The sequence below is a fragment of the Flavobacterium hibernum genome (genome assembly GCF_000832125.1).
Lineage (GTDB): Bacteria > Bacteroidota > Bacteroidia > Flavobacteriales > Flavobacteriaceae > Flavobacterium > Flavobacterium hibernum.
The window spans coordinates 126,356-143,953 of the sequence record NZ_JPRK01000023.1 but is presented as its reverse complement, the minus strand read 5'-3'; the positions used below and the strand labels follow the sequence as shown (position 1 = coordinate 143,953).

The 17,598-nt window shown below is 35.0% G+C and carries 13 protein-coding genes; 8 read left to right on the top strand and 5 right to left on the bottom strand.

All coding sequences use genetic code 11. The features are described from left to right. Positions 1-2: 2 nt before the first annotated feature. Genes IW18_RS21275 through IW18_RS21260 form a run of 4 tightly spaced genes read right to left on the bottom strand, consistent with a single transcriptional unit; the run spans position 3 to position 4,658 of the window. Positions 3-1,226, bottom strand: a complete 1,224-nt coding sequence (locus IW18_RS21275) for an extracellular solute-binding protein (RefSeq protein ID WP_041520210.1) — start codon at positions 1,224-1,226, stop codon at positions 3-5. Next, positions 1,226-2,365 (bottom strand): CaiB/BaiF CoA transferase family protein, encoded by a 1,140-nt coding sequence (locus IW18_RS21270; protein ID WP_041520209.1) that lies wholly within the window; start codon positions 2,363-2,365, stop codon positions 1,226-1,228. Before IW18_RS21270 ends, IW18_RS21275 begins: the two co-directional genes overlap by 1 nt. A gap of 5 nt (positions 2,366-2,370) precedes the next feature. Then, entirely contained in the window at positions 2,371-3,513 is a 1,143-nt protein-coding gene (locus tag IW18_RS21265) for a CaiB/BaiF CoA transferase family protein (RefSeq protein WP_041520208.1), read from the bottom strand. Continuing rightward, positions 3,510-4,658: an ABC transporter substrate-binding protein gene (locus IW18_RS21260; RefSeq protein ID WP_041520207.1), complete on the bottom strand. Its 1,149-nt coding sequence runs from the start codon at positions 4,656-4,658 to the stop codon at positions 3,510-3,512. Before IW18_RS21260 ends, IW18_RS21265 begins: the two co-directional genes overlap by 4 nt. A gap of 327 nt (positions 4,659-4,985) precedes the next feature. Here IW18_RS21260 and IW18_RS21255 point away from each other — a divergent pair, with 327 nt between their 5' ends. The 5 genes from IW18_RS21255 to IW18_RS21235 all read left to right on the top strand — a co-directional run bounded on the left by IW18_RS21255 (position 4,986) and on the right by IW18_RS21235 (position 9,704). Beyond that, on the top strand, positions 4,986-5,750 hold the full coding sequence (locus tag IW18_RS21255; protein ID WP_041520206.1) for an SDR family NAD(P)-dependent oxidoreductase: 765 nt from the start codon (positions 4,986-4,988) through the stop codon (positions 5,748-5,750). 293 nt (positions 5,751-6,043) lie between these two features. Continuing rightward, positions 6,044-6,898: a fumarylacetoacetate hydrolase family protein gene (locus IW18_RS21250; protein ID WP_041520205.1), complete on the top strand. Its 855-nt coding sequence runs from the start codon at positions 6,044-6,046 to the stop codon at positions 6,896-6,898. A gap of 18 nt (positions 6,899-6,916) precedes the next feature. Further along, positions 6,917-7,930: a zinc-binding alcohol dehydrogenase family protein gene (locus tag IW18_RS21245; protein WP_041520204.1), complete on the top strand. Its 1,014-nt coding sequence runs from the start codon at positions 6,917-6,919 to the stop codon at positions 7,928-7,930. 140 nt (positions 7,931-8,070) lie between these two features. Then, on the top strand, positions 8,071-8,868 hold the full coding sequence (locus IW18_RS21240) for an SDR family oxidoreductase (RefSeq protein ID WP_041520203.1): 798 nt from the start codon (positions 8,071-8,073) through the stop codon (positions 8,866-8,868). A 5-nt stretch (positions 8,869-8,873) separates the two neighbouring features. After that, the gene (locus tag IW18_RS21235) at positions 8,874-9,704 is read left to right on the top strand and encodes an amidohydrolase family protein (RefSeq protein ID WP_041520202.1); all 831 of its coding nucleotides are present in this window, start codon (positions 8,874-8,876) and stop codon (positions 9,702-9,704) included. A gap of 323 nt (positions 9,705-10,027) precedes the next feature. Here IW18_RS21235 and IW18_RS21230 read toward each other — a convergent pair whose 3' ends face one another. Beyond that, the gene (locus tag IW18_RS21230; RefSeq protein WP_041520201.1) at positions 10,028-11,716 is read right to left on the bottom strand and encodes a glycoside hydrolase family 28 protein; all 1,689 of its coding nucleotides are present in this window, start codon (positions 11,714-11,716) and stop codon (positions 10,028-10,030) included. A gap of 399 nt (positions 11,717-12,115) precedes the next feature. Here IW18_RS21230 and IW18_RS21225 point away from each other — a divergent pair, with 399 nt between their 5' ends. The 3 genes from IW18_RS21225 (at position 12,116) to IW18_RS21215 (ending at position 17,445) form a co-directional block, all read left to right on the top strand. Then, positions 12,116-14,623 (top strand): right-handed parallel beta-helix repeat-containing protein, encoded by a 2,508-nt coding sequence (locus tag IW18_RS21225; protein WP_041520200.1) that lies wholly within the window; start codon positions 12,116-12,118, stop codon positions 14,621-14,623. Positions 14,624-14,800: 177 nt separating this feature from the next. After that, complete coding sequence (locus tag IW18_RS21220; RefSeq protein ID WP_041520199.1) at positions 14,801-15,865, top strand: Gfo/Idh/MocA family protein; 1,065 nt, start codon at positions 14,801-14,803, stop codon at positions 15,863-15,865. Further along, on the top strand, positions 15,862-17,445 hold the full coding sequence (locus tag IW18_RS21215; protein WP_041520198.1) for a sodium:solute symporter: 1,584 nt from the start codon (positions 15,862-15,864) through the stop codon (positions 17,443-17,445). The genes IW18_RS21220 and IW18_RS21215 overlap by 4 nt, the downstream gene beginning before the upstream one ends. The last annotated feature ends 153 nt before the right edge of the window (positions 17,446-17,598 follow it).

The window sequence follows — 17,598 nt, the reverse complement described above, 5'->3', positions numbered from 1 at the left end:
GTCTATTCTATTTTTTGAATATTAATTTGTGTTTCTTCTAATAATTGTGCTGAGGGAATATCGCTATTTATAGCTTTTAAAACCATATGATCGATAAATTCAGCAACTTTTGGCCAAATTGGCGTTTGTGGTAATGTCAGCGCATTTTCGTGAAGCATTTCCAATTTATGATAAAACGGAATTAAAGTATTAATTTCTTCATCTTTCCAAGTCGATTTTCGGCAACCAATTCCGCCTTCAATGGTCAATAATTTGTCACTTTCTGGCGTTGTAGCAAATCGTAAAAAATCATATGCTAATCTTTTGTGTTTGCTTCCGGAACCAATTGTATACAACCAATACACATTCAGCGAAGCTGTTTTATGATTTGGATCAGATGGGAGAGGAGCAATATCAATTTTACCTTTTACTTTCGATTCTTCAATAACTTCAGCCATCGAGGCAAATCCAAACCAATTAATTGCCATTGCAGCTTGTCCTTCGGCGAAAGCCAAACCTGCTTCTACAGAACCAAAATCCTTAGATTTTGGATGAACGGCATTTTTGTCATTTACGATTTTACGATAAAAATCTAAAGCCTGAACCGCTGCATCACTATGAATAGAAATCTGATTTTTATCGTTAATTAAAGATCCGCCACGCGTCCATAATTGCAGGCAAAAATCAAAAACCATATTGTGCCCGTCTGGATAATTGGCAAAAATGCTGCCGTATAGATTTTGCTCAGGGCGATTAAAGAAAGTTGCAATTTCTGTAAATTCTGTCCAGGTTTTTGGAGTAGAAAGCTCGTAACCAAATTGCTTTTTAAAATTTTCTTTTTCAGTTTCGTTTTCGAATAAATCCTTTCTGTAAATCAAACATTCGGGTCCATCGTGAAAAGGAAGCCCGTACGTGCCATTATCCAATTGTTGTAATTGCAAAAGCGATTTGTGCCAACCGTGTGGATAATTTTCTGGAGGATTTTCGGCTATAAAGGAATATAAATCAACAACCGCTTTTTCGTGTACGGCATCAAAAATCCAATCGGTATTGATGTGTGCAATATCCCATTTTCCTTGTTTTAGACCTTTTTTTAAAATTGTAGTTTCATAAAGTTCGTGCAATTCCAACGGAACCATTTCGGCTTCGACCTGAATATTGTTTTTAAGACAAAACAAATCCCATAGCTTTTGCAGCGTACTTTCGAAAGGATCAAATTTGCGAACAGCGATTCTTATTTTATCCATTATACAGCTATAAATTCTTTAATAATTTTCTCGTTGTCCTGTCCTAATTTGGGAGAACCTGTAGTAGAAACAAAATATTCGCCATCAATTTTTATTGGGCAACGCGTAGTTTCATAAGAGTAACCGTCGAGCATTGTTACTTTTTGTGTAAAATCTAAAACCTTAAAACCTTCTTCGGCAAATAGTTGCTGATAGTTTAAAACTCCGGCACACCAAATATCAGCAGGTTCTAAAATGTCCAGCCAAAATTGTGTTTCCTGCGTTTGTAAATGTGTGGCAAGAATATTTTTAATTTCGTCTCTTAAAGTAAATTTATTTTCGGGATAGGCTAAAAGCGCTTCGCATTTTAACAGGGTAGCTAAGACAGGAATCGAACCCATTGCGAGCGCTAAATAGCCATTTTTTGTTTTGTATATTCCGTATGGCGCACCCAAATAAGCGTGCGCATTGTTGGTTTTAGTTCGAACGGGCAATTCGCCACCATCATTAAAATAAGTGGTAATAGTTTCAAACTGAAAATCAAATGCCGATTCTAACATGCTTACTTGAACAGAAGCGCCAATATTGTGTGTTGCTTTTCGATACAAAGCAGCCAAAATTCCTTGTGCCAAATGTGCTCCGGCAAGCATATCTACAATTGATAAACCCATTGGTACAGGTCCATCGTCTTGATTTCCGCTTAACCATGTTAAAGCCGTTAAAGATTGCAAAAGCAAATCTTGTCCAGGTAAATCTTTTAAATCAGGATGATTTCCAAAACCAGTAATTGAAGCATAAATAACCGTTGGGTTTATAGTTTTAAGATCGTCATAACTTAAACCTACGCGTTCCATAACTCCGGGTCTGAAATTATGCATTACAACATCGGCTTTAGCCAATAATTTTTTTAATTTTTCTAATTCTAATGGATCTTTAAAATCAATTGCAAACGATTCTTTATTTCTGTTAATGGTATGAAAAACAGATGATTCTCCGTTCATGATTAAATCAGACGTATATAAAGTTCTGCAAATATCGCCTGTTCCCGGTTTTTCAATTTTTATAACGCGTGCGCCCAAATCTGCCAATCGTAAACTAGCCGATGGGCCTGAAAGAAACTGACTAAAGTCTACTATTAAATAATCTTCTAATGGTTTCATTTCTATTATTTTAAAAATTGTTCGTGTATCTGGAGATTATCTTCTCCAACTTTTGGAGCTGCTTTTGAACTGGTTAAATAATTTCCGTCAAGCTGAATAGGATTTCGGGTTGTAACTAAGGTTTTACCATCAGAATTTTTAACGGTTTGTTTCAACTGTAATTCGTTTACAAAAGGTTGACTGTCTAATTCTTCGTAATTGAAAACTTTTCCACACCAAATCCCTTTTTTTTGAAGCAATTCAATCCAAAAATCTGCTGTTTGCGAGAGAAGTTTATTGGCTAAAATTTGTCTGATTTCGTTTCTTTTTTCAAACCAAAGATGTTTATCAGCATAATCATTTAAATCAATGCCAAGCGTATTTCCTATAAAAAGTAAATCGCCCATTGCCAAAGAAAGATAACCGTTCTGAGTTTCGTAGACACCGTAAGGAGCACTCAAAAAAGCATGAGCCGTTCCTTTTACATCGCCTCTTTCTGGCAATTGACCGCCATCATTTAAGAATGAAGTAATGGCTTCAAATTGTACATCGAGTACAGATTCTAACAAACTTACTTCGACTAAAACACCTTTTCCGGTTTTGGCTCTTTTAAGTAAAGCAGCCAAAATTCCCTGTACAAAATGATTTCCGCACATTAAATCGGCGACAGCCAAACCAAACGGAACGGGTTCCTGACTTTTTCTTCCGCTTAAATAACTTAAACCCGAAAGGGATTGCAGTAATAAATCTTGTCCTGGTTTTTTTGCCCACGGACCAGTTGTACCGTAACCCGTAATGGTTCCGTATATTATTTTAGGATTAATTGCCAAAGCTTCATTAAAAGCCAAACCAATTTTTTCCATTACGCCCGGTCTAAAATTATGTGTCATAATATCGGCCTGAGCGATTAATTTTTTAATTAAAATTATATCGTCAGGATTTTTAAGATCGGCAGCAAAAGATTCCTTATTTCTATTAATCGTATGGAAAAGCAAACTGCTATCGTCTACAAACAAATCCTTAATGCTCAATTGTCTACACGCTTCGCCTTTTACAGGACGCTCAATTTTAATTACGCGTGCGCCCAAATCAGCAAGCTTTAATCCTGCTGAAGGTCCTGCCAAAAACTGGCAAAATTCTAAAACAATTAATCCTTCTAATGGTTTCATGTAGTCTGCAAGTTTAAAGATTTCGCATAAAGCGAATTCATAGCTTCAAGAACCAATTTTTCGTTGCCTCCATTCATCAAATAATCGCGCACTACATCGCCGGCATGATCTTGAAAATACATGTGTCCGGAATATCTTGGGCGTAAAAAAGCACGTTCCAGCGCCGGTAAAGTATTCTTGAAATAATCGTGCGTTAAAGCATTAATTCGCTCGCTTTTCCAGGCTTGTAAATGCCCCGGTTGTCCGCCGTTGTCTGCAAAAATATTTTGCTGAACTTGCGATGAGCCAGTAAATTCGGCATATCGAATTGCTTCCGGAATATGTTTACTGAATGAAGAAACCGCTAAACCAGTTCCTCCCAAAGAAGTAATCATAGGGTTATCATTCAAACGTACTAAATCGTAAAAATGAAGCAGGTTTTTGCTATAGCCCGTTCTCGAATAATTAGAATAACCATAAGCAAAAGGGCAATAAGCAATTTCATCAGAATTTACCATTGCTTCGTAAACCTGAATTGGATTTCGGTTAAAATTAGCCGGATCAATTAATTGCGCCAATTCTCTAAAAAGTTGTAACGCTTTTGTTCCCGTTTCAACAGAAATAACTTCGTCTTGCGTTTGAAACGGAGCTTCGCCCAAACTGCAACAGTACATATAGAAACTCATTAAAACATCGACCGGAATTCCGGCAAACGCAACGAGACCTTTTTTGGCTAGAGCCAATAAATCGTCATAAGTTTGAGGTACTTTTAAATCTTGTTTTTCTAAAATATCCAATCGCGCCGCTGCAACCGGAGTTGCGGCATCGATAGGCAATGCCCAAAGTTTGTTACTAAAAACATAACTTCCGTAAGAGCGTCCAACGGTATTAATTTCCTGATCTTTTATATATTCTGACGGAAGATGATCGGAGAGGGGAAGGATGGCATTAGTGTGCGCTCCAAAACCCGTCCAAGGATGATCGATTACCAAAAGGTCAAATCTTTTTGCAAGATCTTCGATAGAGGCATCTGCAAATTCTTGTAGACTTCTTTTCTCCCAAGTAATTTCAATATCAGGATTTAGTTCTGTAAAACGCTGTGCTGTTGCAACCATTGGCAATAAACCTCTTGTATGATTCCAGGTTATCCCTTTAAGTATCGTCATTTTTATTTTAATTTATTTGGATGATTTAGCTTGAAAAATAATAAATGTAAAAAATACAATTACAAAAATAGAAATAAGATTGAATTGCACAATACATGTTACATTTATTAACAATTGTTTTTTGCGGTTTATTAATTCTGTGTATTGTTTTTTTACAAATGATCTAAAAAATGTTATAAAATATTAAAGTATGATCATTTTTGAAGATTCATATGAAAATTTATCTCAGATATAAAATTAAAAATTACTTTTGTAATTGTGTTTTTTACATTTATTTTTTTTAATAAAATTTACAACACTATATAAAAGACTAAAAAACGAATAAAAATGTTTTCATTACAAAATAAAAAGGCCGTTGTAACTGGCGGCGGAAGTGGTATTGGTAGAGCAATTGCAACACTATTTGCTAAGCAAGGTGCAGAAGTACACATTCTTGATTTGACACTCGAAAGTGCTCAGGAAGCAGTTGAGGATATTAAAAAAACAGGAGGAACTGTATTTTCTCATGCTTGTAATGTGGCGAACCAAAAAGAGGTTGTAGCTGCTTTTGAAGCGATAGGAAATATTCATATCCTGATTAATAATGCCGGAATTGCCAATGTAGGTAAAGTTGACACAACTTCTGAATCTGATTTTGATCGTGTTATGGAAGTAAATGTAAAAGGAGTTTACAATTGTTTGTACGCTGCAATTCCACAATTCCGACTTTCAAAAGGTGGTGTTATTTTAAATATGGCGTCTATTGCGGCATGGGTTGGTATTCAGGACAGATTTGCTTATTCGACTGCCAAAGGTGCTGTAATGGCAATGACTTTGTCTGTAGCGAGAGATTATATTGGCGAAAATATTCGTTGTAATTCGATTTCTCCTGCACGAGTTCACACGCCATTTGTGGATGGTTTTATTTCGAAAAATTATGCTGGAAAAGAAGCGGAGATGTTCGAAAAATTATCTCAATCACAACCTATCGGACGCATGGGTAAACCCGATGAAATTGCAACTCTTGCCTTGTATTTATGTAGCGACGAAGCCGGATTTATTACCGGAAGCGATTACCCAATTGACGGAGGATTCATTAAACTAAATAACTAGAAAAGGGGCTAAGTTGCTATCCCGAAGCTTCGGGACTGAGTTGCTAAGTTTTTAGTGGACTTTGAATTTTAGTGATCCAAGATATCTAACAGTCCCGAAGCTTCGGGATAAAACCAGTTAGGTCTGAAAATGCAAATTAAGTATTAAACTAAAAAATAAAATAAAGGTGCTAAGGTTATTAGTTACTAAGCTTTTAAGCTAGTGTTTCACTAACCTGTCAGGTTTGTTAACGTAAACAAAGAAAACCTTAGTAACTAAGAAACTTAGTACCTCAGAACCTTAAAAAAATATATATGAAATTAATACGTTTTGGAGCAGTAGGAAAAGAAAAACCAGGAGTTTTAATTGGTGAAAAAAGATATGATGTTTCTTCTATCGTTTCAGATTTTAACGAAAGTTTTTTCGAAGAAAACGGTTTAGAAAAATTGCAAAAAGCTTTAGAAGCAAATCCAACTTTACAAGAAGTTGACGCAAGTGTACGTTTAGGGTCTCCGGTAGCGAGACCATCAAAAATAATTTGCATTGGTTTAAATTATGTAGATCACTGTAAAGAAACAGGAGCAGCAATACCAACAGAGCCTATTATCTTTTTTAAATCGACTACTTCTTTATGTGGTCCTGATGATGATGTTATTATTCCTAAAAATAGTGTAAAAACAGATTGGGAAGTAGAATTAGCATTTGTAGTAGGTAAAAAAGCAAGTTATGTAGAAGAAGCCGAAGCTTTAGATTATGTTGCGGGTTATGCTTTATTGAACGATTACAGCGAAAGAGAATTTCAAATTGAGCGTGGTGGACAATGGGCAAAAGGTAAAGGTTGTGACACATTTGCACCACTTGGGCCATTTTTAGCGACAAAAGACGAAGTAAAAGATGTTGATAATTTATCGATGTGGCTTTCTGTAAACGGTAAAAAATACCAAGACAGCAACACCTTAAATTTAGTTTTCAAAATTCCTTATTTATTGCATTATTTAAGTCAGTTTATGACTTTGCTTCCTGGCGATATTATTAGTACAGGAACACCTCCTGGAGTTGGTTTAGGAATTAAGCCAGATCCAATTTACTTAAAAGCCGGTGATGTTGTAGAGCTTGGTATTGAAGGTTTAGGAACAAGTAAGCAAACCGCTGTAGCATATAAAAAGTAATCTAAAACAAAACAAATGATGAAATTTATAGTATGCGAAAAACCGCAAGAGTTTGTAATTAAAGAAAAAGAAATTCCAGAGCCAAAAGAAGGTGAGGTATTGCTTAAAATAAAAAGAATAGGAATTTGTGGAACTGATATTCACGCTTTTGGCGGAACGCAACCTTATTTTGAATATCCTAGAATTCTAGGTCACGAGCTAGCAGCAGAATATGTAAAAGGAAATGCAGAAGATTTTAAACCAGGCGATAAAGTAACTTTTATTCCGTATTTTAATTGCGGAAAATGTGTAGCTTGTCGCAATGGATTAACAAACTGTTGTGTAAATATCAAAGTTTTTGGAGTTCATATTGATGGCGGAATGTCTGAATATGTTACGATTCCGGAACAGTATTTATTGCATGGTCAAGGATTAGATTACGACCAGTTGGCATTGGTTGAACCTTTGGCAATTGCTGCGCACGGAGTAAGAAGAGCGGCCGTTGGACCAAATGACACCGTTTTGGTTATGGGTGCAGGACCAATTGGTATTGGATTAATTCAGTTTGCTAAAATTGCCGGAGCAAAAGTTATTGTAATGGATATCAATGATTACCGTTTAGGTTTTTGTAAAAATGAATTGAATGCCGATGCAACAATTAATCCGTTAAACGAAAATGTAAACGCAAAACTGGCAGAACTTACCAGTGGCGATATGGCAAATGTTGTAATTGATGCCACAGGAAACAGAAACGTGATGAACGACGCTTTTAATTACATTTCGCATGGTGGAAGATTTGTTTTGGTTGGGCTTCAAAAAGGTGAATTAACGTTTAGTCATCCCGATTTTCATAAAAGAGAATCTACTTTAATGAGCAGTAGAAATGCAACTATTCAGGATTTTGAATATGTGATGGAATGTCTTAAAAACGGAAAAATTGATCCTAAAAAATACATTACCCACAGAACAAGTTTCTCTGAAATGATTACTGATTTTGGAAATTTGATTGATCCAAAAAACAATGTGATTAAAGCATTGATTGAGATTGAGTAATTAGTAAAAAGTGAGATGTAAAAAGTCAAATGTGAGATATGAAATTAGATAAATTTTATATTTTTTTACCGCATAATTTACATATCACAAGAGAAAAAAACATTTTACATTTTACAAGCCACTTCTAACACAAAAAAGAAATGAATTTAAATTTAAATAATAAAATTGTTGTCGTTTCTGGTTCAGCCGGAAAAGAAGGCAGTATAGGTGAAACCATTATTAAAAGATTGGCAGATGAAGGCGCAATTCCCGTACTGGTAGATCGAAATAGCAGAGGTTTTGGTTATGCCGAAGCATTGCAGAAAAAAGGAATAGATGCTCTGTTCGTTCAAACAGATGTTACAGATCCTGTTGAAATCGAAAATGCAGTACAAAAGATTGTTGAAAAATATGGCAGAATCGACGCTGTTATTAATAATGTTGGTGTAAACGATGGTGCAGGTTTAGATTCAAGCTACGAAGAGTTTATGAATTCGCTAAAACTAAATGTAGTAAGTTATTTTTTATTGGTAAAATATGCGCTTCCGTACTTAAAAGAGTCAAAAGGAAATATTTTAAATATAGGTTCAAAAGTAGCATTAACAGGTCAGGGCGGAACATCTGGTTATGCCGCTGCAAAAGGAGGAGTTTTAGGACTTACCAGAGAATGGGCGGTAGATTTAATTCAGTTTGGAATTCGTTCGAATGCTATTATTATTGCCGAAAGTTATACTCCTGCATACGAAGATTGGATTAAAACTTTGGAAGATGGAGAAACAGTTTTAAATAAAATCAACAAAAGCATTCCGTTTGAAAGTAGAATGACAAAAACAGAGGAAATTGCCGATACTGCACTTTTTGTAATTTCAGATCGTTCTTCGCACACTACAGGGCAATTTGTTTTTGTAGATGGTGGATATGTGCATTTAGATCGTGCTTTAATTAGTGATGTAAATTAATAAAGATGAATAATCGTATTGATTCACATCAGCATTTTTGGAAATTTGATCCCGTTCGCGATAGTTGGATTGATGATTCAATGCAAAAGATTCAGCGGGATTTTTTGCCAGAAGATCTTTTGCCTTTGCTTCAGGAAAATCAGTTTTCAGGTTGTGTAGCGGTACAAGCAAGCCAATCTGAAGATGAAACGAACTTTTTGATCGAGTTGGCTTCAAAAAACGATTTTATAAAAGGAATTGTAGGTTGGGTTGATCTTCGAGATAAAAACATTGCAGAACGATTAAGCCATTTTTCAAAGCATAAAAAGCTAAAAGGATTTCGTCATGTTGTGCAAGGCGAAGCCAATGATTTTATGTTTAGAGAAGATTTCCGTAACGGAATTTCAGCTTTAAAAACATTCAATTATACTTACGATATTTTAATTTTTCATAGACAGTTACCCGCAGCAATAAGTCTGGTAAACGATTTTCCGGAACAAAAATTTGTGATCGATCATATTGCAAAACCAGATATTAAATCGGGCGATTTTCTTTCGTGGAAAAAAGGAATAGAGCAAATCTCAAAATACGAAAACGTAAGTTGCAAAATCTCCGGAATGGTGACCGAAGCCAATTGGAAGTCATGGAAACCCGAAGATTTAAAGCCGTATTTAGACGTTATTTTCGAGAATTTCTCTGTAGATAATTTAATGTTCGGCTCAGATTGGCCGGTTCTTAATGTCGCTTCAGATTATACTGAAGTTGTAAAAACACTAGACGATTATATTGCGAAACTTTCAATCGAAGATCAAAATAAGATTTGGTTTAAGAATGCGAGTTCTTTTTATAGTTTATAAGATATTTATTTTGATTTTCATATTATGTGACATCGTTTGTCATTTCGATCCCGAAGCTTCGGGAGAGAAATCACACGCAAAATTATATAAAGATTGGCAATTTTAGTTGTTGAATTACTAGTGTGATTTCTCCTTCGTCGAAATGACAAAAACTAGAAAAAAATAGTGTCAATTAAACCCGACAGGTTTTTAAAACCTGTCGGGTTTGGCGTTGAAAATAAATAGACAAAAAAAATCAGGCTGTTCGAATGAACAGCCTGATTTTTTTAAACATCTAACATCTAACATCTAACATCTAACATCTAACATCTAACATCTAAAATCTAAAACTTCACAGCACCTTTAGGAACCGTTTCTCCAACAGTAGTTCTTTTAGAAAAATCTAAATTTTGAGACGAGATCAATTCAATATTAGTATTTGCTTCACCATTAATATTTACTGCTTTTGCAGATGTCGAATCGAACTCAATATTTTTAAGAGACATATTTTTGACATTGTAAATTTCGAATACATTGCTGCTTGCGATATCTAATTTAGCATTGGTAATTTTGATTCCGTTTGCGTCGATGATAGAAAAACCTTTATCCGCTTTTGCAATTAAGTTAGAGATTTCGATATTTTGCAGATTCATTTCGGGTAAACCTTGTAAAAATACAGCTTGTTGAGCTCCTTTAATTGTAATGTTTTTAATTGAGATATTTTTAAATTGAGGCGTTTCTTCGTTTACAGGAACTGCTTTTGTACTTACAGTGTTTCCACCTTCAGCCAAAGTTTCGGCAATAGATTTTCCACCATAATACAAATCAAAAGAAATAGCTTGAGATGGAATATCAGTCATAAAAATATCTGAGATGAAGATGTTTTCTACGATTCCTCCGCGTCCACGCGTACTCTTAAAACGTAAACCAACATCAGTTCCCATAAAAGTACAATTTGAAACGTGCAGGTTTTTTACACCGCCAGACATTTCGCTTCCAACCGTTACACCACCGTGACCGTGATATACAATATTGTTTTTTACAATGATGTTTTCGCAGGCAACACCGCGATCGCGACCATCTTTATCTTTTCCTGATTTAATGCAAATAGCATCATCGCCAACATCAAAACTAGAATTTTCGATAATCACATTTTTGCAAGATTCAACATCAAGACCATCTCCATTTTGAGAAAACCAAGGATTACGAACAGTTATGTTTCGCACAATTAAATCTTCGATCATAAACGGGTGAATGTTCCAAGCCGGAGAATTTTGAAAAACCGGACCATCAAACAATACTCTTTTACTGTTTTGAATACTCACCAAAACCGGACGTAGAAAATCATGAATAGCTTCAAAATCTTCTTTGGTTTTTAAGTCAGGACGAACATTTTGATCTGCGCCTTTAGAACCTTTTAAATACTGCTCAGACGGATACCAACTGTCCTTTTTATCATTCAAAACTCCGCCCGAAGCCACAAACTTCTTCCATTGTTCATCAGTTAATTTGCTCTTTTTAACTTGTCTCCAAGCTTCGCCTGAACCATCCCAAACTCCATTTCCGGTAAAAGCAATGTTTACTAAGTTTTTACCATAAATAGGAGAGATACAACGCCATGTATTTAAACCCTCAAAACTGGTTTCAATAATGGGATATAAAGTTTTATCTGTCGAAAATTTAATTAATGCTCCAGTTTCGGCATGTAATTCTAAATTACTTTTTAAAACAATAGGACCAGTAAGCCAGATTCCCGGAGGAATAATAACTTTTCCACCGCCTTTTTTCGAAACCGCGTCTATAGCATCGGCGAAAGCCTTAGTATTTAAAACATAGCCGCCATTTACCGCACCAAAGTCTTTTAGATTTACAGTGTTTTTTGGGATAATTGGTTCGTTGACTTTAGCCATTTTAAATTCAATGCCTTTATAAGTGTCATATGACTTTGAATTTTGGGCAAACATGTTTTGCGAACAACTGGTTATCATAAAGACCAGAGCAATGCGTAAAAGGTTAATTGGGTTAGTTTTCATTCTGATTGAATTTTATTTGAAATTTAATTATAAATGGAAAGCGTTTGTTTACTGAATCTATTTAATGATGGATGATTTTTTATGAATTTGAAAAAAAATAGGTTTCATAAAAATCAAAACTTAAATGTAATCGATTACACAAATCTATGAAAAAATATTCTATAAAAAATAGTTCGTTAGCCGTTTACCACAAAAGAAAAGTTAAAAGTTATGAAATTACATTCCGAAAATCATTTAGATAATGCAGGAGGGTACAGGACACTTATGTTTTACGGTTCTGCTAAATTGTGCCATATATTTAATATTAATGTTAAAAAAAATGGAGATGTAAATTTTTTATTACTTTAAATTATCTCTCTTGTAATTTTAATAACAAAAAGAAGCTAAAAAATAAAAATAATGCGATTAAATACTTTTACTAAACTACTACTGTCCATTTTTACATTTTGTACCATATTTTCGGCAAGTGCGGCCGAGATTTGGGTTTCTCCAAACGGAAAAGATACCAATGTTGGAACCAAAGCAAACCCTCTGGCAACTGTTCAGATGGCGATGAGAAAAGCAAGAGAATTGCGCCGATTGAAAGATGTATCGGTAAAAGACGGTATTCGTATAATAGTAATGAACGGTACGTATTATTTAAATGAACCTTTATTTGTTCGCCCAGAAGATTCTGGAACTCCAGATAGTCCAACTACAATTGAAGCCGATACGAACTCGAAACCAATTATAAGCGGTGGATTCGAAATAAAGAACTGGAAAAAAGCCCTTTCTATAAATGGAGTAAAAAAGTCGAATGTTTGGGTGGCTGATGCACCTCAAATTGCGGGCGAGATTATCAATTACAGACAATTATGGGTAAATGATAAAAAAGCAGTAAGAGCAAAAAGTACAGCAGGAAACACAATGGATCGCATTTTATCATGGGATAAGGAAACTGAAACTTGTTGGATTCCGTTTAAAGACAAATCAATAAAGTTTGAGCCAGGAATGGAAATGTTTATTGTGCAATGGTGGTCGATTGCGAATCTTAGAATCAAGAATATCGAAGTTAAAAAAGACAGCGCCAGACTTTCGTTTGAGCAACCAGAAAGCCGTATTCAGAGCGAGCATCCTTGGCCAGCGCCTTGGATTTCTAAAAACAACGGAAATTCAGCATTTTATTTGAATAACGGAATTTCAATGTTAAACGAACCTGGAGAATGGTTTTTGGATAAAAAAAATGCCAAAATTTATTATATCCCAAGAGTTGGAGAAGATATGAATTCGGCCAAAGTAACCGTTCCGGTTTTAGAAAATTTAGTCGAAGTAAAAGGAACAATCGATTCTCCTGTACATGATTTTAGATTTAAAGGAATTTCATTTCAATACAGTAATTGGCTTCGTCCGTCGCAACAAGGACATGTTCCGTTGCAATCAGGAATGTATTTATTAGATGCTTACAAATTAAAAATTCCCGGAACTCCAAATCAGGCAACATTAGAAAATCAGGCTTGGGTAGGAAGACCACGCGCAGCTGTAGAGGTAAACTATTCGAATAACATTCAGTTTGAATCTTGTCGCTTTGAACATTTGGCTTCAACAGGTTTAGACTTAAATAAAGGAACAAATCACAATACCGTAAAAGGAAATTTATTCAAAGACATTGGCGGAAGTGCCATAAATATTGGCGTTTTCTCTGAAGAAGCTTTTGAAGCGCATTTGCCTTTGGTTATAAAAGATGAAAGAGAAATTTGCTCTGATGAAGTAATTGCAGATAATTTAATTACCAATGTTACCACCGAAGATTGGGGAACACTAGGAATTAGCGCAGGTTTTGTTCGTAATCTAACAATAGAGCATAACGAAATATCTGATGTATCATATTCTGCAATTGCAATGGGTTGGGGTTGGACACACACCACAAATGTGATGAAAAACAATAAAATCTTAGGAAATAAAATTCATCATTACGCCAAACATTTACACGATGTTGCGGGAATTTATACCCTATCGTCTCAGCCAAATAGCCAAATTGAAGAAAATTACATCGATAAGGTTTATAACAGTCCGTATGCACACGATCCGTTTTTATGGTTGTATTTGTACACAGATGAAGGATCTGAAGGTTTTACAATCAAAAATAACTGGATTGCAGAAAAGAAAATATTAAAAAATCATAATGGTCCAAAAGGAAATATATGGGGAAATAATGATCCTTATGTAAGTACAAAAATTAAAGATGCTGCAGGAATTAGAGCACCTTATACTGATTTAACAAAAGAAGTTGTAATTGACGAACCGTGGGGATTGCAAGAAATGCCAAAAGCGGTTGCAATCGAGTTGATTGGTTCTGACTTTGATATCGAAAAAATAAGATCGACTATAAAAGGTTTCCGAATTGTAGGAGAAGAATTGTACCAATGGAAAAATCATTTAGTGATTTACGGAAAGATGAATCAGCCCGAAAGAACCAAACGAAAATTGGCGTTGGCTTTTCCTTCTTTACAAATTAAGATATATGAAAATCCAATCTACGATTTTCAGAATTTTGAAAGATGCAAAGATTCAAAACCGGCAGCAGAATGGGAAAATATTGTTTTGACTGCTAATTTAGTTTCAGATGAAAAATTGCAAAAAGAATATGTTGATTATCACACCACACAATTCGAAAAATGGCCAGAAATCGCAAAAGGATTCTGCAATGCCGATTTTCAGCAATTACAAGTTTTTAAGTTTGAAAAGCAATTGATATTGGTAATCAGTATTCCAAAAGGAGAAAGTTTGGATAAACTCAATCCAAAAACAACCCAAAATAATCCACGCGTAGACGAATGGAATGCTTTAATGAAAAAATACCAAACCGGAATTGAAGGCGCAAAACCCGATGAAACCTGGATTTTCTTAAACAAAGTAGAAACAAAATAATTACATATCAGTTTAAACCTGACGGGTTTTTAAAATCCGTTAGGTTTTCGATGAGATTAATAAAAAATATTTTGCCACAGATTAAAAGGATTAAAATGATTTTTCTAATCTGCGAAAATCCTTTTTAATCTGTGGCAAAAAAAGTCTAAAATCAACAATCTAAAATAACCACACCTCATGTTAAAAATAGCCATTTTAGGACTTGGAGAAGGTCGAAGCACAATGTCGGCAGCTTTAAAGAGTTCAAAAGTAGAACTCGTAAAAGTTTGTGACCGAAACGAAGATTTGTGTAAACAAAGAGCAAAAGAGTTTGATTTTCATTCGTACACAACGAATTATGAAGATATATTAAATGATACATCAATAGATATTATTGCCATTTATACGCCGGATCATTTGCATGCTCAACATGTAAAACAAGCATTGTTGCACGGAAAGCATGTAGTTTGCACCAAACCGTTTATCGATGATCTTTCAGATGCGGCTGCGTTATTGGAACTAAGTAAAAAAACAGGAAAGAAAGTTTTTATAGGTCAAAGTTCGCGCTTTTTTGAACCGGCAAAACGTCAGCGAAAAGATTTTGAAGAAGGTTTAATAGGCGATTTAATTACTATTGAAGCACATTATCATGCAGATCACAGATGGTTTTTAGAAAAAGAATGGTCGTTGTTGCAATCGTTTAAATGGTTGTACGGAGGTTTAAGTCATCCAGTAGATTTTATCAGATGGTATTTACCCAATATTGAAGAAGTTATGGGGTACGGAATGATCAGTAGCAACGGAAGTGCTGCGGGTTTGAAAAACGAAGATACCATGCACTTTATCTTTAAAGCAACCGATGGAAGAATTGCCAGAGTAAGTGGTGTATATACTTCGCCAACACAACCTGCACAACGCGATAGCGGAATGAGTACAATACTAAGAGCGACCGAAGGCGCAAGCCAATCTGATTATCACGAATTGCGTTATGCTATTACAGATAAAACTGGCGAAGAAAAAATAATTACTTGGGGAGATTCGACCTTAAAACACTATTTCCGTTTTGAAGGGCAAAGCCATCACGCAGGCGAATATCAAAATTATTTGGAATATTTTGTAGACAGTATCGAACTCAATTTTACAGCATATCCAGATATGGAGGAAGGAATTGGAACCGTAGCTTTATTACAAGCAATGGATAAAACTTTAAAAACCGGAATGCCAGTAAAAATAGCTGATATTCTTAACGAATACGGACTATGAATAATACCATCTACGATAAGTTAACCACCTTAGATTTTATAATTGTAGGCGTTTATTTGGCTGCTTTATTAATTATAGGATACGTTGTAAGCGTTAAACAAAGCAAGAAAAACGAAACCCTTTTTCTGGCAGGTAATTCCTTAAAATGGTATAGTATAGGGTTTAATATGTGGGGAACCAATGTTGGACCATCATCATTATTGGCTTTTGCGAGTATTGGTTACGCAACCGGAATTGTAGCTGGAAATTTTGAGTGGTATGCTTTTGTATTTCTATTGCTTTTGGCAATGGTTTTTGCCCCGCGATATATTGCGAGCAAAGTAAGTACAATGCCCGAATATATGGGAAAACGTTATGGCGATAGTACTCAGAATATTTTAGCGTGGTATGCTTTAGTCAAAATATTAGTAAGTTGGTTGTCATTAGGATTATTTAGCGGAGGCGTTTTAGTACGTCAGATTCTTGGAATCCCAATGTGGCAGAGCGTTACCGTTTTAGTAATCTTTTCTGGAATTTTTACTTTCGCAGGAGGACTAAAAGCAATTGCCAAAGTCAACGTTTTTCAGATGATTTTGCTAATTGTAGTTTCGTTAACCTTATCTTATCTAGGTTTGCAAAAATTAGGAGGAATTGATGTTTTAATTGCCAAAACACCGTCTAATTTCTGGAATTTAGTGCAACCTGCAAACGATGCACATTATCCGTGGCCGGCCATTTTATTGGGTTATCCTGTGGCTGCTGTAGCATTCTTTTGTACAGATCAATCGATGGTGCAGAGTGTTTTGGGAGCTAAAAATTTAGAACAAGGACAACTTGGAGTAAACTTTATTGGCTGGCTAAAAGTAATGGCATTGCCGTTGTTTATTTTACCTGGAATTCTTTGCTACGCATTATATCCGGAACTCGGAAAAAACTCCGATTTGGCTTATATGACAATGGTTACAAACCTGTTTCCAAGCGGAATGAATGGTTTAGTAATTTGTGTTATGATTGCCGTTTTGGTAGGGACAATTGGTTCATCGCTTAATGCCTTAAGTACTGTTTTTACCAATGATATTTATGTAAAAAAAATAAACCCAACTGCAACGATTAAAGATCAAATTAAAATTGGAAGAATCACCATTGCAGCCGGATGTTTGTTTGCAATTCTTATCGCAGTTGCGATTGATAATATAAAAGGGCAAAACTTATTCAATATATTTCAGGCCGTTTTGGGCTTTTTAGCGCCATCTTTATCAGTAGTTTTTCTGTTGAGTATTTTCTGGAAACGAACTACAAAAAAAGCGGTAAATGCTACACTTTCTTGGGGTTCTGCTTTTAGTTTATTTGTTGGAGTTTTATATTTATGGATATTCCCTGCCGATGTTTACACCATTTGGCCACACTTTTTATTGATCTCATTTTACATTTTTGCAGTATTATTATTTGCTGCAATTATTATTTCATTAGCCGATAAAAATCCTGAAGTTAATTTTTCTGAAGAAGCCGATATTCCTAAAACCAGTAAAAAGGTAAAGCTGTTATTTGGATTATTGGGATTGACGATTTTGGCTTTGTATTTGGTTTTTAATGGGAATTGAAAGTTTTTCAAATTGTTATAATTTTAAAAACGCTTCCTTGATAAAGGAAGCGTTTTTGTTTTTTCAAATGGGCAGGTTTGTTAAAATACTTTAAAATCTACTATATTTGAATGGATATAGATAAGAAAAGACTTTTGATCTAACATTAAATTA